The following is a 25,958-nucleotide window of genomic DNA, read 5'->3' as shown; positions in this document are numbered from 1 at the left end:
CCAGACGGGGGCAGTGCTGACATGACCGGATCAGGCGGCGTCGGGACGGCCGCCGGGCTCCATCGTGAGCTGCTCCCGGTCGCCGGAGCGCGCCTCACATGGTTGTGGCTGTTGCGCCAACTGCGCGCCCGGTGGCCGAACCTCACCTTCGCGCTGCTGGTGGGTCTGCTGGGGGCGGTCGCCTCCGTGGTGCCGGCGTACGCGCTGGGCGCTCTCGTGGACCGGGTGCGGGAGCACGCCCCCGGCTCCGCGATCGTGCCCATCACGATCGTCATCACCGTCGCGGCCGTGGTCGGCGGGCTGGCCACCGGCCTGGCGACGTACCTGATCGGCCGGTTGTGCGGGCAGATCCTCGCGGTGCTGCGGGAGGCGACCGTGGCCAGGGCGCTGACCCTGCCGGCCACGACGCTCGAACGGACCGGGAAGGGCGACCTGCTCTCGCGGGTGGGCAGCGACGCGGCCGCGATCGGCAAGGCGGCCTCCGACGTGATCCCCACGATGATCTCGGCGTTCCTGCTGGGCGTCCTGAGCGTCGCCGCGATGGCCGGGATCGACTGGCGGCTCGGGCTGGCCGGCGCGGTCGCGGTGCCGTTGTACGCGGTGGCGCTGCGGTGGTACCTGCCGCGCGCGGCGCCCCAGTACGCCAGGGAGCGGCAGGCGGTGGCGGACTCCTCGCAGCTCCTGGTCGAGAACATGCAGGGTGTACGCACGGTGCACGCCTACCGTCTGGAGCAGGCGCGGCTGCACGACATCGGGATCGCCTCCGGGCGGGCCCGCGACCTCTCGGTCTCGGTCTTCACGCTGTTCACGCGCTTCGTCGGCCGGGTCAACCGGGCGGAGTTCTTCGGGCTGGCCGCGATTCTGGTGGCGGGGTTCCTGCTGGTGCGCGGGGGTTCGGTGACGGTCGGCGAGAGTGCCGCCGCGGCGGTCCTCTTCCATCGGCTGTTCAACCCGATCGCGATGCTGCTGTTCACCTTCGACGAGGTACAGGCGGCGGGCGCGAGCCTGGCCCGGCTCGTCGGGGTGGTGGAACTCCCTCCGGCGCCCCGACCGGTCGCCGGCGATGGCCCGCCACGACCAGCCACCGGCCACGGTCTGAACCAACCGGTCACCGGCCACGGTCTGAACCAACCGGTCACCGGCCATGGTCCGGACCGGGCGCCGCGCGTACCAGCGGACGGCCTGCCAGAAGCGTCCGGCGGGGCAAGCGTGCCCGCGGACGGTTCGCTTGAGCTTTCCGGCGTGCGATTCAGCTACGACGGCCAGGTCGATGTGCTCCACGGCGTGAGCGTGCGGGTCGCGGCGGGTGCGCGGGTGGCGCTGGTGGGTTCGACGGGGGCGGGCAAGTCCACCCTCGCGGCGATCGCGGCCGGGATCCTGCGGGCCGGGCACGGCGAGGCGCGGGTCGGCGGCGTGGCACTGGCGGAGCTGGCTCCGGCGGACCTACGTGAGCGGGTGGCGATCGTCACCCAGGAGACCCACGTCTTCGCCGGGCCGCTGATCGAGGACCTGCGCCTGGCCCGGCCGGGGGCCTCGCCGGACGAGGCCGCCGCGGCACTGGACACCGTCGGCGCGCTGGACTGGGCGCGGAGCCTTCCCGACGGCTTGGACACGGTGGTCGGTGAAGGCGGACACGAGCTGACCGCGGCCCAGGCCCAGCAACTCGCCCTCGCGCGGCTGGTACTCGCCGACCCCGCGATCGCCGTCCTGGACGAGGCCACGGCGGAGGCGGGCAGCCTGGGCGCCCGCGACATCGAGGCGTCCGCCGCCGCGGCGACCCGGGGACGTACCACCCTGATCGTCGCCCACCGTCTCACCCAGGCGGCGTCGGCCGACCGGGTGGTCGTCCTCGAACACGGCAAGGTCGTCGAGGAGGGGCCGCACCACGAACTGGTCGCCGCCGGCGGCCGGTACGCCGAACTATGGCGGGCCTGGGAGACGCGCACACCCACTTCCTCATCAAGTAAGGCTAGGCTAACCTAAGTTGCGTGGCGAATACCGTGAACCCAGGGCGTCCGGACGGCATAGGCGAGCGACTTGAGGCACTGCGCAGGTGGAACAACGCGACCACTCCAGAGACGATCACCACGGTCGCCGACCTGTTCACCGCACAGGTACACCGCACCCCCCACGCCCTCGCGGTGGTCGCGCCCGGCGCCCGCCTGACGTACGCCGAGCTGGGCATCCATGTATTCCAGCTCGCGCACCACCTGCGCGGTCGCGGCCTGGAGGCGGAGGACGTCGTCGCGGTGTCCACGCCCCGCTCCGCGGAGCTGGTCGTCGCCGTCCTGGCGGTCATGGTCGCGGGCGGCGCCTTCGTACCGGTCGAGCCGTCCTGGCCCGCGGAACGCCGGGCCAAGGTACGCGCCGAGGCCGGGGCGGGCCTGGTCATCGCCGCCCCCGGCACGGAGACCGGTGACTCCGTCATAGAGGTGGACCTCGGCACCTGGCGCTACGGCCGCGAACCCGTCGAGCCGCCGCCGCTGCCGCCCATCAGCGGGGGACGGCTCGCGTACGTGATGTTCACCTCAGGCTCCACCGGCACGCCCAAGGGGGCGATGATCCGGCACGAGGCGATCAGCACCCGGCTGCTGTGGCAGGTCGAGGAGATCCTCGGGTTCGGGCCGGGGGACGCGTCGCTGTTCAAGGCGCCGCTGTCGTTCGACATCTCGGTCAACGAGATCCTGCTGCCGCTCGTCTCCGGTGGTCACGTGGTCGTCGCCGAGTCCGGTGGCGAGCGCGATCCCCAGTACCTGCTGGATCTGATCGCCAGGGAGCGGGTGACGTTCGTCTATCTGGTGTCGTCGATGCTCGACACCCTGCTGGAGATGGCGGACGGGACCTCGCTGCTGTCCGGCCTCAAGCACGTCTGGTGCGGCGGCGAGGTGCTCACCCCGGAGTTGTTCGACCGGTTCCGGAGCCGGCTGTCCACCACCCTCTACCACGGCTACGGTCCGGCCGAGGCGACCATCGGCGTCTCGCACGTCATCTACCGGGACACCGCCGAGCGCATCGCGACCTCGATCGGCCGCCCCAACCCGCACACGCAGCTCTACGTCCTAGACGACCGGCTGGAGCCGCTGGCCGTGGGTGCGGTCGGCGAGTTGTACGCGGCGGGGTTCCTGCTCGGGCGCGGATACATCAACGCCCCCGCGCTGACCGGCTCCCGGTTCGTGGCCAACCCGTTCGGCGACGGCGGATCCCGGATGTACCGCACCGGCGACCTGGCGCGCTGGAACGCCGACGGCTCGCTGGAGTTCGTGGGGCGGGCGGACAACCAGGTGAAGATCCGCGGCATGCGGCTGGAGCCTGAGGAGGTGGAGGCCGTGCTCGCCACATACCCGGGGGTCCGGCAGGCCACCGTCACGGTGGGCACGAACGCGGCGGGCGTACGGCACCTCATCGGGTACGTGACCTCCCACGACGACCTTCCGGCGGCGAAACTACGGAGCTGGTGCGCCGACCGGCTGCCCGAGTACATGGTGCCGAGCGCCTTCGTCGTCCTGGACCACTTCCCGCTCACCGCCAACGGCAAGGTGGACCGCCGAGCTCTGCCGGAGCCGGAGGCGGGTCGCCGTGCCCAGTCGGAGTCGCACGGGCATGGCCGCAGCGTGGGCGAGTCGCGGGGCGCGCGGGAACGTGCTCTCCGCGAGATCTTCGCGCGGGTCCTCGGCCTGGAGGAGGTGGGGGCCGAGGAGGACTTCTTCGCGCTGGGCGGTGACAGCATCGTCGCGATCGGCGTGGTCCGGCAGGCGCGGCGGGCGGGACTCGTGGTGCGGGCGCGCGACCTGTTCGCCCATCCCACCCCCGCCGCGCTGGCGGTCACGGTGACCGAGGTGGCCCCGACCACGGGGCCCGCCACCGGCGCCGTCGGGGAGGTGCCCGCGACTCCGATCACTGAGTGGCTCCAGGCCGCCGGCCCATCGATGGACGGGTTCATCCAGTCGATGACGGTCCGCACACCCGCCGGCATGACGGCCGAACAGCTCGAACGCGTCGTCGACGCCGTACTCGCCACCCACGACCTGCTGCGGGCCCGGACCGACGGCGCCTCCCCCTGGACTCTGTCGGTCCAGCCGGCGGGCTCACCCCGGGCGGCACAACTGATCACCCGCGTGGACCTGACCGACAGCAACGCGGCTGTCCCGGAGGTCACACCGGCGGCGCGGCGACTCGACCTCGTGGTGGACCGTGAGATCACGGCGGCGGCGCGGCGGCTGGATCCGGTCGGCGGCCGGATGGTCGATCTGGTGTGGCTGGATGCCGGGCCGCACGCGCAGGGCCGGCTCGTGGTGGTGATCCATCACGTGATCGTGGACGGGGTGTCGCTCCGCGTGCTTCTGGAGGACCTCGGCCACGCCTGGGCGGCGGTACGCGACGGGCAGGCGGTGTCGCTGCCCGGCGTACCCACCTCATTCAGGCAGTGGGCGACCCTGTTGCGCGAACGCACCCGCGCGGGCGCGTTCGCCGGCGACGAGCCGTACTGGCTGCGGGCCGCGGCCACGCCTGACCCGATGCTGGGGGAGCGGGCCCTGGACCCGCGTCGTGACGTGGTGGCCGCCGAGGAGTCGCTGACCGTCGCGACCCCCTCAGCCGTGGCCGCCCGTCTGCTCGGCGCGGTGCCCGCGGCCGTTCACGGTGGCGTGCACGACGTGCTGGTCGCGGCGGCGGCGATCGCCCTGGGCCGGTGGCGGGCCGGGCACCGCCAGGACGCCGGATCCGAGGTGCTGCTGGAGCTGGAGGGGCACGGGCGTGAGGAGGACGCCGTGGGGGAGGTCGATCTGTCCCGTACCTTCGGCTGGTTCACCACGCTCTTCCCGGCCGTACTCGATCCGGGCCCGGCCGACGCCGCGTACGGCGATGCGGTGAAGGCGGTCAAGGAGCAGCTTCGCGCGGTCCCTCGGCGCGGGCTGAGTTACGGCGCTCTGCGTTATCTCGGTGACGAGCCCCGTCCTGACCTGGCTGTGGCGCCGCAGGTGCTGTTCCACTACCTCGGGCGGTTCGCGGCCGGGTCCACCGAGGCGTGGGCGGCCGTCGGCGACAGCGAGATCGTGGTCGAGCGGCGCGACCCGCGGATGCCGCTGCCGCGCGTGCTGGAGATCAACTCGGTCGCCGTGGACACGGCCGGCGGGCCGGTGCTGGAGACGCGGTTCAGCTGGCCCGGCGGTGTGCTCGACGCCGGCCGGGTGCGGGCGCTGGCCGACCTGTGGAGCGAGGTGCTCACCGGCATCGCCACGAGCGAGAGGGTCGCCGGGCACACCCCCTCGGACTTCCCCCTCCTCGCCCTGGAGCCCGGCGACGTGGCTGCCATCGAGGCCGCGGCACCGCAACTGCGGGAAGTGCTTCCCCTGTCGCCGCTGCAGCTCGGCCTCTACTTCCACGCCACCTTCTCCCGCGACGCCGACCCGTACGTCGTCCAGCAGACCATCGAACTGGCCGGCACGCTCGACGGCGACCGGTTGCGGCTGGCGGCGGACCGGCTGATCGACCGGTATCCCAACCTGGGCGCGGCCTTCCGTACCGTCGGCGATGGGCGGGTCGTGTCCGTGATCGCGGGCCGTCCGCGGGTGCCGTGGCGGGTGGAGGATCTCACCGGCACCGACGTGGCAGCCTTAGGGACGGATGACTTCGCCGGCGTTGGTGCCGAGGATGTCGCCGCGCGGGTGGCCGCCATCGCTGAGGTGGAGCGGTCCGTGCCGTTCGATCTGAGCCGGCCTCCGTCCATGAGGTACGCGCTGCTCAGGCTCGGCGAGCGGCGGCATGTGCTGATCCACACCGTGCACCACATCCTGGCCGACGGCTGGTCGGTGCCGCTGCTCCTGCGCGACCTGCTGGCGCTCTACGAGGCCGAGGGGCGGTCCGAGGCACTGCCCGCGCCCACGCAGTACCGGGAATTCCTGCGGATGCTGGCCGTGCGGGACCCTGACGTGGCGATCGAGGCATGGACGGACGTCCTGGCTGACGTCCACGAGCCGACCAGGCTCGCCGACGTGTTGGGCACCCCTCAAGCCGCCGGGCTCGTCGATGCGCTAGGCGTTTCCGGAGGGAGCGGGCTCGTCGATGAGGTTGGCGGGGGGTTCGGGCGGGTCGGGTGGGAGTTGCCGGCGGATGTCGGCGATCGGGTGCGTGACTGGGCGCGGGAGAACGGGTTGACGGTCGGTGCCGTCATCGCCGCCGCTTGGGGGATCCTCGTCGGGCGGTTGGCCGGTCGGTCCGACGTGACGTTCGGCTCGACCGTGTCCGGCCGCGGGGCGGCCGACGTCGCGGGCATCGACTCTATGGTCGGGCTACTGATCAACACGGTTCCGGCGCGACTACGGTGGGTGCCTGGAGACTCGCTCGCCACCGTGGTACGGCGCTTCGTTCGCGAGCGGCGTGAGGTGGTGGAGCACGAACACGTCTCGCTGGCCCGGCTGCAGCGGCGGCTGGGCGTGCCGGAGCTGTTCGACACGCTGGTGGTCATCGAGAACTACCCGGCGGAGCCCACCCCGGCGGGCGAGATACAGATCGCGGCGGTGCACACCGTCGAGGCACCGCACTACCCGGTGACCCTGATGGCCAAGCCGGGTGCGCGCATCGCCGTCACGCTCACCCACGACCGGCGGGTGGTCGGGGCGGACGCCGCTGCCCGGCTGGCCCGCCAGTACGAGATGGTGCTGACCGCCCTCGCCGACGACCCCGAGCGGGCCTGCGAGCGGCTGGAGCTGGTGACCGAGGAGGAGCGCGAGCGGCTGACGGCCGTCGGCTCCGGTGCCCCGGCTCGGGTGGGCACTACGGTGGTGGAGCTGTTCGCGCGGCGGGTGGCCGGGCACCCGGAGCGTACGGCCGTCGTCTGCGGGGAGCGCGTGCTCACCTACGCCGAGCTCGACGATCGCGCCCGGAGGGTCGGCCGGGCGCTGATCCGGGCGGGGGTGCGGCGCGGCGACGTCGTCGCGGTGGCGACGAGCCGCTCGGCGGACATGGCCGTGGCTCTTCTTGCCGTCATGCGCGCCGGGGCCGCCTACCTTCCGGTCGATCCCGGCTATCCGGCGGCCCGGATCGAGTTCATGCTCGGGGACGCGCATCCGGTATGCGTACTCACCGACGAGGCGAGCGCCAGGTCGCTGCCGCCGCACGACCTGCCGACGCTCACCGTACGAGCCGCGGCCGACGCCGTCGCCGACATGGACCCCATCGCCGACATGGACCCCACCGCCGACGTGGGTGCAAGCCCGGGGGATGCCGTTTCGGTTGTTTACACCTCCGGCTCCACGGGTCGGCCGAAGGCGGTCGTCGGGACGCAGGAGGCGCTCGCCAACCGGCTGGTCTGGGCCGCTCAGGAGTGGGGGTCCGGCGTCCGGGTGGCGAAGAGCTCGCTGAGCTTCATCGACGGCACCACGGAGCTGCTCGGCGGCCTGGTCGCCGGGGCCACGACGGTCATCGCCGACGCCACCGAGGCCACCGACGGCGCCGCGCTGGCCAGGCTCGTCGAGCGGTCCGGGGCGACCCAGCTGCTCGCCGTGCCCAGCCTGGCCGGTGCGCTGGCGGACACGGAACCGGTGCGGCTCAGCGCGCTCAGACGCTGGATCTGCAGTGGGGAATCCCTCGATCGGGCCTGCGTGAACGCGCTCCGGCAGGCGTCCCCCGGTGCCCGGATCGTCAACTCGTACGGGTCTTCGGAGGTGGCGGGTGATGTACTCCAGGGAGAGGTCGAACCGGCGGGGCCGGTGACCCTGGGCGCGCCCGTGCCCGGGGCGCGGGTCTACCTGCTGGATGCCGCCCTCGACCTTGTTCCGCCCGGTGCGGTCGGGGAGATTTACCTCGGCGGGGTTCAGCTCGCTCTCGGGTACCTGGGTCAGGGCGGCGTGACGGCCACCCGTTTCGTGGCCGACCCGTACACCGACGGTGCCCGGCTCTACCGCACCGGCGACCTCGGCCGGTGGACGGCTGACGGCCGGGTGGAGTTCCTCGGCCGGGCCGACGACCAGGTGAAGATCACCGGGTATCGGGTGGAACCGGGTGAGCTGGAGGCCGCCCTGATGCGCCGCCCAGGCGTGGCCGACGCCGCGGTCGCCGTACGCGCCACAGGCAAAAGCGCGGGCGAAGGCAACGGCACCGGCGCGGGCGCTGACGGACGCGCGGGCGCAGGTGCGGGCGGTACGCGTTCCCTGCACGCGTACGTCGTGGCCGCCCCGGGTGAGGAGCTCGATCCCAACGCTCTTCGCGCGACCCTGCGTGCCGAGCTGCCCGCCTACCTGGTCCCCGCGACCGTGACCGTCCTGGACCGCCTGCCGACCCTGCCCAACGGCAAGCGGGACCGCCGGGCACTGCCGGACCCCGAGCCCGTCGCCCGAGGCGGACTGCCGCGTACCGCCAGGGAGGCGCTGGTCTGCCGGCACTTCGGTACGGTGCTCGGCCTCGACGGCATCGGTGTCCACGACGACTTCTTCGCCGCCGGGGGAGACAGCATCCTCGCCACCCGCGTCGTCAGCCTGCTCGCCAAGGACGGGATCGAGCTGACCACGCAGGACGTCTTCCGCCTGCGCACCCCCTCCGCCATCGAGGCGCACCTGACAGGCGGCGAACCGGCGGCCCAATCGGTCGCGCCCCAACTGGTCCCGGCCGACCTGACGACCGTGTCGCTCACGCGGGCGGAGATCGACCACGTCGTGGCGGGCAGCCCGGTTCCGGTGGCCGACATCTGGGCGGTGTCGCCCCTCCAGGAGGGCGTCTACTACCAGGCGGCCTACTCCGAGGGCGCCGGCACCTACATCGCGCAGAACGTGTTCGACTTCGACCACCGGCTCGACGTCGAGGCCCTGACCACGGCGTTCGCGGCGCTGCTGCGGCGCCATCCCACGCTGCGGGCCGGTTTCACCGGCGACGGCGTGCCCGGTGTCGTGCAGTACATCGGCGCCGACGTCCCGGCCGAGGTCGCGGTGGTGGACCTGTCGACCGGCTCCAGAACGGATCCGTCCACTGATTCCGGAATCGAGCCGTCCGCCGGTTCCGGGACGGACACGTCGACCGGCTTCGGGACGGACACGTCGACCGGCTTCGGGACGGACACGTCGACCGGTTCCGGGACGGACACATCGACCGGTTCCGGGACGGACCGGTCGGACGCCCTTGCGGAGCTGCTGCGGTCCGACCGGGAGGAGCCGTTCGATCTCGGCCGGCCGCCCTTGGTCCGGTTGACCGTCATCCGCCTTCCCGGCGGCCGGGACCGGTTGCTGCTGACCGCGCACTTCCTGCTCTGGGACGGCTGGTCGCGCGAGCTGGTGCTGCGCGAGCTGTTCGCGCTGTACGAGTCCCGAGGCGAGCGCGGTGCCTTGCCACCGGCCCAGGCGGCGTTCACCGACCACCTCGCCTGGATCGCCGCCCGTGACCGCGACGCCTCCACCGCCGCCTGGGCCGCCGCGCTCGCCGACGTCTCCGAGCCGACCATCCTGGTCCCGGAGGCGGCCGGCCGGGAGCCGATCCCGTCCGAACGCGTCCTGGCGGCGCTCCCGGCCGAGGTGACGACCCGGCTGGGGGAGCAGGCCCGGCGCGCCGGGGTCACGCTCAACTCGCTGCTGACCGCCGCGCTCGGCCTCCTCCTCGGGTACGAGACCGGGCGCACCGACGTCGTGTTCGGCACGACGGTCGCGGGACGGCCAGCGGGACTGCCCGGGATCGAGAACGTGATCGGCCTGTTCCTCAACACCGTCCCGGCCCGGGTGACGGCCTCGCCCGACCTGACGGTGATCGAGCTGGCGCGCCGGGCCCAGGAGGACCGCATCCGGCTGGCGCCGCACGAATACCTGGGGCTCGGCGACATCCAGCGCGCCGCCGGTCAGGAGCAGCTCTTCGACACCCTGTACGTCCTGCAGAACTTCCTGTCCGACACCACCTTCACCGACCTGGAACGCGAGCAGGGCATCATCGGAGTGGAGTACGTCGACACCACCCACTACCCCTGCACCTGGGTGCTGACCCCCGGCGCCAACCTGCGGATCAAGCTCGAATACCGGCCCGACGCGGTGACGGAGGCGGACGCGCGGCGGCTGATCCGGCGCTTCAGGCGGCTGCTGGAGGCGCTCGCCGACGGCCTGTCGGTCCAGGCGGGCGCGCTGGACCCGCTGCTCGACGAGGAGCGGGCCGAACTGGCCGGGCAGTGGGCGGCCACGGAGCACCCGATCGGCGAGGCGACCATCGCCGACCTGCTCGCCGAACGGGCCGGGAGTTGCCCGGACGAGATCGCCCTGGTGTTCGGGGAGCTGTCGCTGACCTACGCCGAGCTGGACGGCCGGATCAACCGCTGCGCCCGGCTGCTGCTGGCCAAGGGCGCGGGACCGGGCCGGATCGTGGCGCTGGGGCTGCCGCGCGGCGTCGAGATGGTGGTCGCGCTGTTCGCCGTCCTGCGTACGGGCGCCGCCTATCTCCCGCTCGACCTCGATCACCCGGTGAACCGGCTCGCCGAGATGCTCGACGACGCGCGGCCGGTGCTGCTGGTGTGCGCCGACGCGGGCACACCGCTGGCCGAACGGCAGCGGCGGCTGGGCGGGGACTGCCTGGTGCTCGACGGCGCGCCGGCCACACCGCCCGCACCTCCGCTGAGCGACGCCGAGCTGGGGGCGTTCGCCGGTACGGTTCCGGGCAGGCTGGAACATCCGGCGTACATCATCTACACCTCCGGCTCCACCGGACGGCCCAAGGGCGTGGTCACGCCGTACCGGGGCCTGACCAACATGCAGCTCAACCACCGGGCCGAGATCTTCGACCCGGCCGTCGCCCGCGCGCGAAGCGCAGGGCGGGAACGGCTGCGCATCGCGCACACGGTGTCGTTCTCCTTCGACATGTCGTGGGAGGAACTGCTGTGGCTCGTCGAGGGCCACGAGGTGCACATCTGCGACGAGGAGCTGCGCCGGGACGCCGCCGCGCTGACCGCCTACTGCCGCGCGAACCGGATCGACGTGATCAACGTGACCCCCACGTACGCCCACCACCTGTTCGAGGAGGGGCTGCTGGACCGGGACGGACACCCGCCCCGCCTGGTGCTGCTGGGCGGCGAGGCGGTCAGCGAAGCCGTCTGGGACAGGCTGAGCGAGCCGGGCGGCGCCGAGGGCTACAACCTGTACGGCCCGACCGAGTACACGATCAACACCCTGGGCGCGGGCACGCGCGACAGCGCCACCCCGACCGTGGGCCGGCCCATCTGGAACACCCGCGCGTACGTGCTGGACGCCTGGCTGCGCCCGGTCCACCCCGGCGTGCTCGGCGAGCTCTACGTGACGGGTGCCGGGCTCGCGCATGGCTACCTGCACGCGCCGGGCCTGACCGCCGCGCGGTTCGTGGCGGATCCGTTCGTGCCGGGCGGGCGCATGTACCGGACCGGGGACCTCGTACGGCAACGCCCGGACGGCAACCTCGACTTCCTCGGCCGGGTCGACGACCAGGTGAAGATCCGCGGCTACCGGGTCGAGCTCGGCGAGGTGGAGTCGGCGCTGGCCGCACTGCCACAGGTCCGGCAGGCCGCGGTCATCGCCCGTACCGACTCGGCGGTGACCGGCCTGAAGAAGCTGGTCGCGTACGTGGTGCCGGCGGACGGACCTGAGCCGGGGAAGGGGTCCAAGCCGTCGGACGGACCTGAGCCGGTGGACGGCTCCAAGCTGTCGGACGGGTCCGACCAGGCCGCCCTGGTCGCGGACCTGCGAGCCGCGCTGGCCGAGCAGCTGCCCGGTTACATGGTCCCCGCGCTGTACGGCGTCGTCGGCGAGCTGCCGCTGACCGTCAACGGCAAGCTCGACGTCACCGCGCTGCCCGAGCCCGTGGCGCCCGTCAGCGGCGGCGGCCAGCCGCGCGACGACCGCGAGCGAACCCTGTGCGGCATCTACGCCGAGGTGCTCGGCCTGCCGGAGGCCGGCATCGACGACGACTTCTTCGCCCTCGGCGGCGACAGCATCTCCTCGATCGCCGTGACCGGCCGCGCGCGCAAGGCGGGACTGCACCTCACCCCGCGCGACGTCTTCCGCCGCCGCACCGTGCGAGCGCTCGCCGCGGCCGCGCCCCAGGCCGCTCCGCGCGGGCCACGGGACAACGGCGAAGGAACGGTCGCGCTCACCCCGATGCTCGTCGAGACCATGCGGGCGGGCACGCCGCTGGAGCACTTCTACCAGTCGATGGTCTTCCGCACCCCGTCCGGCATGACCCGCGCGCAACTGGAACGCGTGCTCCAGGCCGTCGGTGAGCGCCACGACCTGCTGCGGGCCCGGCTCGATCGCCACCGCGACGCCGGATGGGTGCTGTCGGTGCCGCCACCGGAGGCGTTCCGCGCGGCGGACGCGCTCACCCAGTCCGTCCTCGAAGACGTGGAGGAGGCCACCCGGCTAGCGGCCGACCGGCTCGATCCGGATCGCGGGATCATGCTGCGGGCGGTCTGGTTCGCCGACGAGCCGGAGCCGGGTCGCCTGCTGCTGGTCATCCACCACCTGGTGATCGACGGTGTCTCCTGGCGGGTGCTCGCCGACGACCTCGCGCGGGCCTGGGCGGAGGTACGGGCGGGCCGCGAGCCCGTGCCCGACGAGGTGCCGACCTCCTTCCGTACCTGGTCGAAGCTGGTCGAGGAGGCGACCACGCGGGGGACGTTCCGCGACGAGCTCGATCACTGGCGGGCCGTCCTCGCCACCGAGGACCCCCGGCTGGGTAGGCGCCCGCTCGACCCCGCGACCGACACGGCCGCCACCGTGGAGTCGCTGACGGTCTCGCTGCCCGGCGAGGTGAGCACCGCCCTGCTGTCGGCCGTGCCCGCCGCGATGCACGGTGGTGTCAACGACGTCCTGCTGACCGGCTTCGCCGCCGCACTCGCCGAGTGGCGGGGTGGTGAGAGCGCCGTGGTCCTCAGCCTGGAGAGCCACGGCCGCGACGCCCTCGACGGCGTGGACCTGTCCCGTACGGTCGGCTGGTTCACCGCCATCTACCCCGTACGCCTCGACCCCGGACCGCTGCGCTGGGCGGAGGTCACCGAGGCGGGGCCCGCCCTGGCGGCGGCGGCGAAGCGGGTCAAGGAGCAGCTCCGTGCCGTACCTCGGCGGGGCCTGGGCTACGGGGTCCTGCGCTACCTGGACGGCGAGGCGGACCTTCGGGGCGAGCCGCCGCAGATCCTGTTCAACTACCTGGGCCGGTTCGCCGCCGACGAGGGCGGGGACTGGGCGGCGGCCGGCGCGCTGCGCGAAGGCGTCCACCCGAGCAACCCCGCGATGGGACTGGAGATCAACGCGCTGGCCCGTGACGGGCGGGCGGGCACCGTGTTCTCGGCCACGCTGTCCTGGCCGTCGGGCGTCATGACGGCCGCTGACGTGGGCGAACTGGCAGAACTGTGGATGGCCGCGCTGACCGCCCTGACCCGGTGCGCCGAGCTCGCCGGGCGTACTCCCTCCGACTTCCCGCTGGTCGAGCTGACCCAGGGCGACGTGGACCGGCTCGCGCCGGACGGCGTGCGGGATGTCCTCCCGCTGCTGCCGTTGCAGGAGGGCATGTACTTCCACGCGTCCTTCGCCGAGGACCAGACCGACACGTACATCGTGCAGCAGGTGGCCGAGCTGTCCGGCCCGGTCGACCGGGCGGCGTTGCACCGCGCCGTGGAGGCGGTGGTCCACCGCCACGACGCCCTGCGGGCCTGCTTCCGGGAGGTGGCCGACGGCCGGGTGGTCCAGGTGATCGCCGGTGCCGTGGACGTACCGTGGCATGAGGTGGACCTGACCGGTCTCGACGCGGCGGTGGCGAGCGAGCGGCTGGCCGAGGTCACGGCCGCCGAGCTGGCCGAGCCCTTCGACCTGTCGGCCGCGCCCCTGCTGCGCTATGCGCTGGTCTCGCTCGGTCCCACCGACCACCGGCTTGTGGAGACCATGCACCACATCCTCGCCGACGGCTGGTCGTATCCGCTGATGTTCGGCGACCTGCTCGAGTCCTACGAGCGCGGCCGGTCCGGAAGCGGGTACGACCTGCCCGCCCCGGCGGTGACGTTCCGCGACCATGTCGAGGCGGTGGCCGCCCTGGACCGGGTACGGGCCCGCGAGGTGTGGGCCCACGCGCTGTCCGGCATCGACTCCACCACCCGCCTGGTCGGCGCCGCGCAGGGGGAGGCCGTACAGGGACAGAAGGTGTCCCGGCACGACAGCGTTCACGTCGCGTTGCCCGCCGAGCGCACGCGCACCCTCGTCGGGGCCGCCCGCGAGCAGGGGGTGACTCTCAGTACGTTCGTGCACGGCGCCTGGGGTCTGCTGCTCGGCAGGCTGCTCGGGCGGGAGGAGGTGGTCTTCGGCTCCACGGTGTCGGGGCGGGGCGGAGAGCTGCCCGGCGTCGAGTCGATCGTCGGCCTCCTGATCAACACCGTCCCGGTGCCGATGTCCTGGCGTCCCGGCGACACGCTGCGCGAGGTGCTCGCCCGGCTGCAGGAGCAGCAGACGGACCTGCTGGACGTGCAGCAGGTAGGGCTCAGGGAGCTCGCCGGTGTGGCCGGGGTCCGGGAGTTCTTCGACACGATGGTGGTGGTGGAGAACTTCCCCGCCGTACGGGCCGGGGCGCGGGATGGGCTTAGCGTGCTGGGCTTCACCGGCACCGATGCGCCGCACTATCCGGTCTCTCTGGTGGCCTTTCCCGGGGAGCGGCTGACGCTGGAGATCAAGTACGACGTCGAGCTGGTCGGAGAACGGGCGGCCCGCCGGCTGCTCGACCAGGTGGAACGCGTCCTCGACCAGCTGGTCATCGCTCCGGGCACGCCGGTCTCGCGGCTGGAGGTGCTGGGGGTGCCGTCCGAGCCGTCATCCGAGCCGTCATCCGAGCCGTCATCCGAGCCGTCATCCGGGACGGTGTCCGGGGCGCGGTCCGAGTCGTCGTCCGGGGCGTGGTCCGAGCCGCCGTCCGGAGCGGCTGCTTTCCGGGTGGCGGACGGTTTGACGCTCGCTGACGCGTACGCCGCCGCACCGGTCCGGCCGGGCTCCGTAGCCGTCACCTCGGGTGACACGACGCTCACGCACGCGGAGCTGGACGCGGCCGCCAACCGGCTGGCCCGCGCGCTGGCCGCCAGGGGCGTACGGCCGGAGTCGCGGGTCGCCGTCGCGCTGCCCCGCTCGGCGGACCTCGTCGTCGCCCTGCTCGCGGTCGTGAAGGCGGGCGGCTGCTACGTACCGCTGGACATCAGTGCCCCGCCCGGACGGCTGAGCCACATCCTCGCCGACTCGGCCCCCGTATGCCTGCTGAGCGACAGCGCGACGCTGGACTCGCTACCTCCCGTGACGGTGCCGGTCATGCTGCTGGACGACCCGAACATCCTCGCGGGCCACTCCACCGCCCCGCCGCACGGGGTCCAGCCGTCGGCGGACAACGCGGCGTACGTCATCTACACCTCGGGTTCGACGGGGCTGCCCAAGGGGGTCGCGGTGACCCATCGCAACGTGCTGTCGCTGTTCGCGGCGGCCGGTGAGCTGTTCGACTTCGGCCCCTCTGATGTGTGGACCATGTTCCACTCGTACGCGTTCGACTTCTCGGTGTGGGAGCTGTGGGGCGCGCTGCTGCACGGCGGGCGCCTGGTCGTCGTCGGCCGCGACGTGGCTCGCGACCCGCGACGCTTCCTGGCGCTGCTGGAACGGGAGCGCGTGACCGTGCTGAACCAGACGCCGTCCGCGTTCTACCCGCTCATGGAGGCCGAACGGGAGCGGCCGGGCGAGCTCGCGCTGCGGTACGTGGTCTTCGGCGGCGAGGCGCTGGACCTCACGCGGCTGGCGCCCTGGTACCAGGGTCACGCGGACGGAGCGCCGCGCCTGGTGAACATGTATGGGATCACCGAGACCTGTGTACACGTGTCGTTCCGTGCGCTGACCTCGGCCGACGCTGAAGACGCGAGCGGTGACAGCGTCGTCGGCGGGCCGCTGCCCGGCCTCGGCGTACACCTGCTCGACGGCCGTCTCCAGCCCGTCCCGCCGGGGGTCACCGGCGAGATCTACGTCGCGGGCGATCAGCTGGCCCGCGGCTACCTCGATCGCCCCGGCCTGACCGCCGAGCGGTTCGTGGCGCACACCGGCGGCGCCCGCCTCTACCGCAGCGGCGACCTCGCGCGGTGGACTCCCGACGGTGAGCTGGTCTACGTGGGCCGCTCCGACCAGCAGGTCAAGGTACGGGGATACCGCGTCGAACCCGGCGAGATCGAGTCCGCGCTGCTGACGCTGGACGGAGTCGTGAACGCCGCCGTCACCGTGCGGGAGGACGAGCCGGGGCGGCGGCGGCTGGTGGCGTACCTGGTCGTGCGGAGCGGGGCGCGTCTCGGTGCCGCCGAGGCCCACGCCCACCTGGCCGAGCGGCTGCCCGGGTACATGATCCCTGCGGCGTTCGTCCCGCTCGACGCACTGCCACTCACGGTCAACGGCAAGCTCGACCGCACGGCCCTGCCCGCTCCTTCGCCCGCTCGGGCCGCGGTCGTCGGCGACGCCGGGGGAGGGTCGCCCGTGGCTGTGCTGCGGGCGCTGTTCGCGGAGGTGCTGCGTCTGGATGGGGTCGGCCCCGACGACGACTTCTTCGTGCTCGGGGGTGACAGCATCATCGCCATCCAGCTGGTCAACCTGGCCCGGCGCCGGTCATTGCGGCTGTCCCCCCGGGACGTGTTCATCCACCGCACCCCGGCCGCGCTCGCCGGGGCGATCGGCCACGGTAGCGCGGCCGCCGCGGCCAGCCGCCCGGACACCGGGCCTGGTCGGGCGGCGGACGCGGCCTCTGGGCCTGGTCGGGCGCCGGACGAGGTCGTGTCCGACGGGTTGGGCGAGGTCATGCTGATGCCGATCGTGCATCGGCTGGCCGAGTTGGGCGGTCGGATCTCCCGGCTGAACCAGTCCGAGGTGCTCCTTACCCCACCGGGCGCGACCTACGAGCAGGTCGTCGCGCTGATCCGCGCGCTCGTCGGGCGTCACGACGCACTCCGGCTGCGGCTGCGCCGGCCGTCTCCGCTGCTGTGGTCCCTGGAGGTCCGCCCGGCCGCCGACATCCCCGGTCCTGCCGACTTCCCCGGTCCCGCTGGTGTCTCCGATCCCGCCGTGACCTCGGTTGACGCGGTGGGTCTCGACGACGACGCCCTGCGCGCCCTGGTCGCCGCCGAGTCCGACGACGCCGCCGATCGGCTGGACCCCGACAGCGGTCACGTACTGCGGGCGGTGTGGTTCGACCGGGGGCCCGAGCACCAGGGCAGGCTGCTGCTTGTCGCGCACCATCTGGTGGTCGACGGGGTCTCGTGGCGGATCCTGACAGACGACCTGCGGCAGGGCTGGGACGCCGTGAGCACCGGGCGACGCGTCCGGCTGGAACCGGTCGGCACGTCGTTGCGCGCCTTCGCGCGGTCCATCGCCGAGAACGCCACCCAGGCGGCCCGGCTCGCCGAGTTCGAGCACTGGTCGACGACCCTGGCGCCGGGCGGCGAACTCGACCCGTCAACTCCGGCCGTCGGTCTGACAGCAGGTCGAACCCGGGACCACGTCGTGCGCCTGCCCCCGGAGGTGACCGCACCACTGCTGACCACTGTGTCAACCGCCGTGTCGCCCGCCCTCGTGGCCGACATGACCACACCGCCGCTGACCAGCGCCTCGGCCGCCCCCGTCGTCGATGTGACCGCCGTGCTCGTCGCCGCGCTGCACCTCGCCGTGTCGCGCTGGCGTGCGGCGCGTGGCGGTGACCCGGGGGCGCCGCTGGTGATCGACCTGGAGCGCCACGGGCGCGAGCAGATCGCCGATGGAGACGACCTGTCCAGGACTGTGGGATGGTTCACCGCCATCGCCCCCGTACGCCTGCCGGCGGTCACCGGTGACCTCCGAGACGTACTCGGCGACGTGGGCCAGGCGCTGCGAGCCGCCCCGGACCGGGGCCTGGGGTACGGACAGTTGCGTTACTGCAACGCGCGCACCGCGCCCGCGCTCGCCCGGCTGGGAACACCCCAACTGCTCTTCAACTACCTCGGCCGATTCCCCACCGGAGGATCCGGCGACTGGGACTCCGCGCCCGAGGCGACGGCCCTGCGGGTACACCCGGACCCCGAGCTGGGCACCCCGTACCTGCTGGAGATCAACGTCGCCTGCCACGACGCGGCGGCGGGGCCGGAGCTGCACGCCGTGTTCACCTACGCGGACGGCGGTCTCGGCGCGGCCGACGTGGACGCGCTCGCCGACGACTGGGTGACGGCCGCCCGCGAGCTGACCGCCGCGTCATCAGGCTCCACCCTCCCCGGCCCTGCGTCCTCCGACTCCGCGTCACTCGACTCGGCGTCTTCCGGTTCCGCGCCTTCCGGGCCGGGCGGGACGGACCGCCCCGCCCGGCCCACTCCGATCACCCACCCCACTCTCACCCCGGATGAGATCGACCGGGTGCTCGCTGCTGCCTCGATCGGCGTACAGGACATCTGGCCCCTGTCGCCGCTCCAGGAGGGCCTGTTCTTCCAGGCGGGCTACGCGGGTGACGCCGATGTGTACGTGGCGCAGAACGCGTTCGACTTCGCCGGGCAGCTCGACGTCGCGGCCCTCCGCCGCGCCTACGCCACCGTGCTCGACCGGCACGCGGCCATGCGGCTCGGCTTCACCGCAGAGGGTATGACCCGGCCCGTCGCCCTGGTCGGGACCGCGCTGGACAGTCCGATCGACGTGGTTGACCTGTCGGACATGGCCGACGACGACGCAGAAGCGGTCTACGACGGTTCGGAAGGGGCCGACGACGACCGGCTCCGGGTGCTGATGGAGGAGGATCGTCGGCGGTCGTTCGACCTGGCCCGGCCGCCGCTGTGTCGCCTGACCGTGGTCCGGCTGCCCGGCGGGCGCGACCGGCTGCTGCTCACGTACCACCTGCTGCTGTGGGACGGGTGGTCGCGGGAACTGGTGCTGCGCGAGCTGTTCGGCCAGTACGCCCTCGCCCGCGACGACCGCCCGACCCCGGAGACCGTCGAACAGACGGCGACGTCCACCGACCACCCCGCCCCGCCGCCGGCTGGAAAGACGGCGACGTTCACCGACTACCTTGCCTGGCTGGGGCGGCAGGACACGGACGCGTCCGCGCGGGCGTGGGCGCGGGCGCTCGCCGGGGTCGAGGAGCCGACCATCCTGTTTCCGGCCGCTGTGGAGACCGCGCCGGTGCTGGCCACCAGCCTGTCGTTCCGGCTGACCCGGGAGCAGACCGAGCGGGTCACCGACCGGGCGCGCCGTGGCGGGGTGACGCTCAACGCGTTGCTCAGTACGGCACTGGCGATGGTGCTGAGTCATGCCTCGGGCCGTCAGGAGGCCGTGTTCGGGACGACCGTCGCCGGACGGCCGACCGAGCTGGACGGCATCGACTCGGTGATCGGGGTCTTCCTCAACACCGTTCCGGTCCATGTCCGGCTGGCTCCGGGCGAGCCCGCGCTGGAGGTCATGCGGCGGGTCCAGGCCGACCGCGTGGAGATGATGCCGCACGAGTACCTCGGTCTGGGCGACATCCAGCGCGCGGCGGGCCGTGACCAGCTCTTCGACAGCCTGTACGTCCTGCAGAACTTCCTCGACGACGACACCTTCACCGACCTGGAACAGGAGCACGGCATCGTCGGCGTGCAGAGCGTGGACGCCACGCACTACCCGCTCACCTGGGTGGCCACGCCGGGGGCGCGGCTGGCGGTGCGGCTGGAGTTCCGCGCCGACGTGGTCGCGCCGGAGCAGGCGCGGGCGCTGCTGTCCCGGCTCGAGCAGGTCCTGCTCCACCTCTCCGAGCACCCCGCCACGACCGTGGCCGACGTGCCCGTCCTCCTCCCGTACGAACGTGCGGCGCTGGAGGCCGGATGGGAGGCCGTCACCCATCCCATCGGCGCCGAGACCATCGCGGAGCTGATGGAAGCCCAGGCCCGGCGGACACCGGAGGCCGCCGCGCTCACCTCAGGCGCGCGGACGCTGACCTACGCCGAGCTCGACGCGCGGGTGAACCAGGTCGCGCGTCTGCTGCTCGACCGGGGAGCGGGCCCTGAGCGGATCATCGCGCTGGCCGTGCCCCGGTCCATCGACATGGTGGCCGCGCTGTTCGCCGTCCTCCGCACCGGAGCCGCCTACCTTCCCCTCGAACTGGACCATCCCGACGACCGCCTGCTGGCGATGCTGGCCGACGCCGGGCCGGTGCTGCTGGTCACCACCGAAGCGGTGGCGCCCCGGCTCGCCGCCCATCCCGTGCCGGTGCTGTGCCTGGACGGCGCCGACGGGCGTACCGGGTCGGCGGACCCGATTGAGAACCACGAGCTGGGTGACTTCGCGCCTGGCAGTCCGGGACGGCTCGACCACCCGGCGTACGTCATCTACACCTCCGGCTCCACCGGGCGGCCCAAGGGCGTGGTCACGCCGTACCGGGGACTGACGAACATGCAGCTCAACCACCGCGAGGCCATCTTCGCCCCCACGATCGCCGCCGCAGGGAACCGGATCCTCACGATCGCGCACACGGTGTCGTTCTCCTTCGACATGTCCTGGGAGGAGTTGCTGTGGCTGGTCGAGGGTCATCACGTGCACATCTGCGACGAGGAGCTGCGCCGCGACGCCCGCGCGCTCGTCGCGTACTGCGACCGGCACCGCGTCGACGTCGTCAACGTGACCCCGACCTACGCTCAGCACCTGCTCGACCAGGGCCTGCTCGACGGCGCGCGGTATGGGGGGCCGCCCGGTTCGTACCGTCCGGCTCTGGTGCTGCTCGGCGGCGAAGCGGTGCCGCAGGCGTTGTGGACCGCGCTGCGCGAGGCCGAGGGGGTGGCGGGCTACAACCTGTACGGCCCGACCGAGTACACGATCAACACCCTCGGCGCGGGCACCGAGGACAGCGCGGGTACCACGGTCGGCCGGCCCATCTGGAACACCCGCGGCTACGTCCTGGACGCCGCCCTGCGCCTGGTGCCCGTGGGCGTGCCCGGCGAGCTGTACATCAGCGGGGCGGGGCTGGCCCGTGGATACCTCGAACGTGCCGGGCTGACCGCTTCGCGGTTCGTGGCGGATCCGCATCGTCGCGGCGGGCGGATGTACCGTACGGGCGACCTGGTGCGTGCTCGTGCCGACGGGAACCTCGACTTCCTGGGGCGTACCGACGACCAGGTCAAGATCCGTGGCTACCGGGTGGAGCCGGCCGAGGTCGAGGCCGTGGTCACCGCGCGGCCAGGCGTGCGTCAGAGCGCGGTGCTCGCGGTGCCCGGCCCCACGGGCGCCAAGCGGCTGGTGGCCTACGTCGTCCCCGACGCCCTCGGTGATGTCGACCGGCTGCTCGTGGCGGTCCACCGCGACCTGAAGTCGGTGCTCCCCTCGTACATGGTGCCGTCGGCCTACGCGGTCGTGGACGTCTTGCCACTGACGATCAACGGCAAGCTGGACACGGCCGCGCTGCCTGCGCCGCGGTCGCTGCCGTCGAGCTCGAGGGCGCCCGCGGACGAGGTGGAACGGCGGCTGTGCGACCTGTTCGGCAAGGTCCTCGGCGACCCCGGCGACCCCGGCGACCCCGGCGATCCTGGGGATCCCGGGGATCCCGGCGATCCTGGCGGGTTCGGCGCCGAGGACGACTTCTTCGACCGGGGTGGGCACTCCCTGCTCGCCATCCAGCTTTCCGGCCTGGTGCGCGCCACTCTGGGAGCCGACCTGTCGTTGCGTGACCTGTTCGACACGCGCACACCCGCGCGCCTGGCCGCCCACCTGCGTGCCCGCCGCGACGACGAGGTCCGGGCCGAGCGGCCCGAACAGCTTGAGCGTCCCGAGCGTCCCGAGCGTCCCGAGCGTCCCGAGCGTCCCGAGCGGCCCGGGCAAGGGCCCCGTTCGCGGCAGGAGCGCACGCCCCTGTCTGCGGCGCAGGAACGGCTCTGGCTGCTCCAGCAGTTGGACCCCGCTTCAACGGCCTACACCTATCCCTTGCTCGTCCGCCTGCGCGGATCCGTCGACCCCGCCGCCCTCCGGGTGGCGCTCGGCGATGTGGTGGCCCGGCACGAGGTGCTGCGTACGCTGGTCGCGGTCGTCGACGACAAGCCGGTCCAGGACGTACGCGAGCCGTCCCCGATCGAGGTCGCGGTCATCGACTGCCCGGCCGCCGAGACCGGGAACGCGGTGTCCGCGGCGGTGTCCCGGCCCTTCGACCTGGCCACGGACCCGCCACTGCGCGTCACCCTCATCAACGAACAGGACACCGGGGACAGCGTGCTGGCCCTGATCCTGCACCACATCGCCATGGACGAGTGGTCCGACCGGCCGCTGCTGCGCGACCTCGACACCGCCTACGCCGCGCGGCTGGCCGGTCACGCCCCACGGTGGGAGCCGCTGCCGGTGCAGTACGCGGACTACGCTCTGTGGCAGCGCGACCTGCTCGGTGACCCCGGCGACCCCGCCAGCAGGCAGGCCGTCGAGCGCGCCTACTGGCAGGAGCGGCTGCGGGGCCTGCCGGACGAGATCCCTCTTCCTGCCGACCGGCCCCGGCAGGTCCATCACGGTCGCCGCGCCGGTCAGGTGACCGCGCCGCTCCCGCCGGAGCTGATCGACCCGCTGCGGGAGCTCGGCAGGGCCGAGTCGGCGAGCCTGTTCATGGTGCTGCACGCGGCCCTGGCCACCTTGCTGCACCGCCTTGGCGCGGGCACCGACGTGCCGATCGGCAGCCCCACTTCTGGCCGCGCCGACGCGGTGCTCAACGATCTCGTGGGATTCTTCGTCAACACCGTCGTCCTACGCGCCGACCTGTCCGGCTCGCCGTCGTTCACCGACCTGCTGCGCCGGGTGCGCGAGAGGGACCTGGCCGCGTTCGAGCACGCCAATGTGCCGTTCCAGCAGGTCGTCGAGGTGGTCAATCCGGTACGGGCACAGTGGCGCAACCCGCTGTTCCAGGTGATGATCGGCTTCCTGCACCGGCCGGGCGACCAGGACACCGTCCTGGGCCTGCCCACCGGCGAGGCGCCCTCCTACTTCGCCGATCCGAAGGTCGAGCTGAACTTCACCTTCGTCGACGCCGGACCACGACGGCCGCTCGAACTCACCCTGGAGTACGACGCCGGCCGCTTCCACGACCACACCGCCCGGCGCCTGCTCGACCGCCTCCTGGTGCTGCTCGACGCGCTCGCGGCCCGGCCGGACCAGCCGGTCGGCACGGCCCCGATCCTGGCCGCTGGCGACCTCGACGACCTCGCCAGGTGGCGGTCAGGCGGGCCGGTGGAACCGGATGACCTTCCGGGGTACGCGCCGGTTTCCAGCCAAGCCGAACCCGCCGGCCTGTCCTGGTACATGCGGTTCTCCGCACGCGCGAAGGCGGCGCCCGACGCGGACGCCTGTGTGGCGGGCGGGCGGACGATGAGCTACGCCGAGCTCGACGCGGCCTCGAACGCGTTCGCAGCCAGGCTCACCGATCTCGGTGTCGGCCCGGAGAGCCTGGTCGGGTTGGCCCTGCCGCGCTCGGCCGACCTGCTGGCGGCCGTGCTGGGCGTCGCCAAGGCGGGGGCCGCGTACCTGCCGCTAGACCCCGCCTTCCCGGCCGACCGCCTGCGATTCATGATCGACGACGCCCGGCCCGCCGTCATCGTCGCCGACGAGCGATCGCGCGACCTGTTCCCCGCCGTACCCGGCGGCACGATCCTTATCGACCCGGCCCTCATCGACTTCGAGGGCACGGCCGTCATCGACCCGGCTCTCACCGGCTCCGACGGCGCGCCCGCGCGGCCCTTCCACCCCGTCCCGCCCGATCCGGACGCCGCCGCCTACGTCATCTACACCTCGGGGTCCACCGGCAGGCCGAAGGGCGTGGTGGTCACCCATCGCGATCTGGAGACGTTCCTGGCCGCCGTGGCCGTCGCCGCCCCGATCGGCGACTCCGACCGCCTGCTCGCCGTTACGACCCTGTCCTTCGACATCTCCGTACTCGAGCTGATGGCGCCCCTACGCGCCGGTGGATGCGTCGTGATGGCCACGGAGGAGCAGGTACGCGACCCGCGACTGCTCGCCGCGCTGGCCGAGGCCGAACAGGTCACGGTCATGCAGGCCACCCCATCCTTGTGGTCGGCGCTGGCGCAGTCGCCGGGCGCCGACCTCGGCGGCGTGCGGGCGCTGGTCGGCGGCGAGGCGCTCCCGCCGCCGCTGGCCCGGGAGCTGGCGGGCAGAGCCCGGAGCGTGACGAACCTGTACGGACCCACGGAGGCGACCGTCTGGGCGACGTATGCCGCCGTGGACACCGGCTGGTGCGACCGCCCCACGATCGGCCGCCCCCTGCCGGGCACCACGGTCCACCTCCTGGACGCGGCACTGTGCCCGGTGCCTCCCGGTGCCGTCGGTGAGCTGTACCTGGGCGGGGCCCAGGTCACCAGGGGCTACTTGGGCCGCCACGGTCTCACCGCGTCCCGGTTCGTCGCCGACCCGTACACGCACGGCGCCCGCCTCTACCGCACCGGCGACCTCGCCCGCTGGACCGGTGACGGCTCGCTGGAGTTCCTCGGCCGCTCGGACCAGCAGGTCAAGGTGCGCGGCTTCCGGATCGAGCCGGGCGAGATCGAGTCGGTCGCGGCCGAGCATCCCGCCGTACGGCAGGTCGCGGTGGCCGTCCGCCAGGACGCGCAGGGCGAGACCCGCATCCTCGCGTACGTCACCACCGGTGACGCCTCATCGGTACCACCGCTGCGGGAGTACCTCACCACCGGCGACGCCCCATCGGTACCACCGCTGCAGGAGTACCTCGCCGGGCGCCTGCCGTCGTACATGGTGCCCTCGGTCGTGACGGTCCTCGACGAGCTGCCGCTCACACCGAACGGCAAGGTGGACCGCGCGGCCCTGCCGGACGTCGACTTCGCCGAGCTGACCACCCCGGTAGCGCCGCGCTCGCGTACCGAGGCGGCCGTCTGCGCCGTCATCGCGGAGGTGCTGGGACTCGACTCGGTCGGCGTGGACGACGACTTCTTCGTCCTCGGCGGCCACTCCCTGCTGCTGGTACGGCTGGCCGCGGCCCTGCGCCGGGAACTCGGCGCCGACCTCCCGATAGCGCAGCTGTTCACGACGCCCACGGCCGCCACCCTCGCCCAGCGGATCACCGACGCGTCCCCCGCCGGGACCGCCGGGGAGGCCGTGCCCATCGGCGAGGCCGTTCCCGCCGATGGCACCGCGCGTACCAGCGACGCGATGGCCCCGCTGCTGGTCCTACGGGCAGGCGGCACCCGGCCACCGCTGTTCTGCCTGCCGCCCGCCAGCGGCCTGAGCTGGCAGTTCGCCGGGCTCAAGCGCTACCTGCCCGACGACTTCCCGCTCTATGGGCTGCAGTCGCCCCTGCTGAGCCGTACCACCGACCTGCCGGCGACGATGCCCGAGCTGGTCGAGGAGTACGTCGGGCTGATCGGCCGGACCGCGCCCGAAGGTCCCGTCGGCCTGCTCGGCTGGTCGTTCGGCGGGGCGGTGGCCCACCAGGTGGCGGTGCGCCTGGCGGCCGGCGGGCGCGAGGTCACGTTCCTCGGCATGCTCGACACGCGAAAGGACTTCGCCGAGAGGCCCGCGGGCCCAGGGGACCGGCCGGCGGCGATCGCCGCCCTGCTGACCGAGATGGGCTGCCAGGCGCCGGAAGAGCGGCGGGCCACGCTGTCGATCGCCGACGCGGTCGGGTTCGTCCGGGATCTGGGCGGCGGCGTGGCCACGCTGGAGGACGCCCAGATCGCTCGGGTGGTGGAGAACTACCTGGCCGGCGACCGCCTGATGGAGCGGGCCGAGTACGGCGTCTTCCCCGGAGACGTGGTCTTCGTCGACGCGACCGTACCGGAGCAGGGGTTCGCGGGGACGGCCTCCGAGCAGTGGAGCGGGTACGTCGGGGGAGAGCTACGGACGTTCGCCGTCGAGTGCGGGCATTCCGAACTGCTGGACACCCGCACTCTGGAGACCCTGGGCCCGCTGATCGCCCGCCACCTCACCCGGTGAGGCCGTGCGAGGCCGGGTGGGAGCCGACCGAGGTGGGAGCTGAGGTGGGATACGGGTGAGGAC

The 25,958-nt window shown here is 73.1% G+C and carries 2 protein-coding genes; both read left to right on the top strand.

The window, feature by feature from the left end:
• Positions 1-21 precede the first annotated feature (21 nt).
• On the top strand, positions 22-1,983 hold the full coding sequence (locus AB0H88_RS04720) for an ABC transporter ATP-binding protein (protein ID WP_357641274.1): 1,962 nt from the start codon (positions 22-24) through the stop codon (positions 1,981-1,983).
• 5 nt (positions 1,984-1,988) lie between these two features.
• Positions 1,989-25,895: a non-ribosomal peptide synthase/polyketide synthase gene (locus AB0H88_RS04715; RefSeq protein WP_357641272.1), complete on the top strand. Its 23,907-nt coding sequence runs from the start codon at positions 1,989-1,991 to the stop codon at positions 25,893-25,895.
• Positions 25,896-25,958 lie beyond the last annotated feature (63 nt).

This window comes from Nonomuraea sp. NPDC050680 (assembly GCF_040654555.1).
Taxonomy (GTDB): Bacteria; Actinomycetota; Actinomycetes; order Streptosporangiales; family Streptosporangiaceae; genus Nonomuraea.
This window is presented reverse-complemented; position numbering and strand designations above follow the sequence as displayed.

Excerpts from the sequence above, each read along its gene's own strand:
- AB0H88_RS04720 (WP_357641274.1), top strand. The coding sequence starts at position 22 with ATGACCGGATCAGGCGGCGTCGGGACGGCCGCCGGGCTCCATCGTGAG.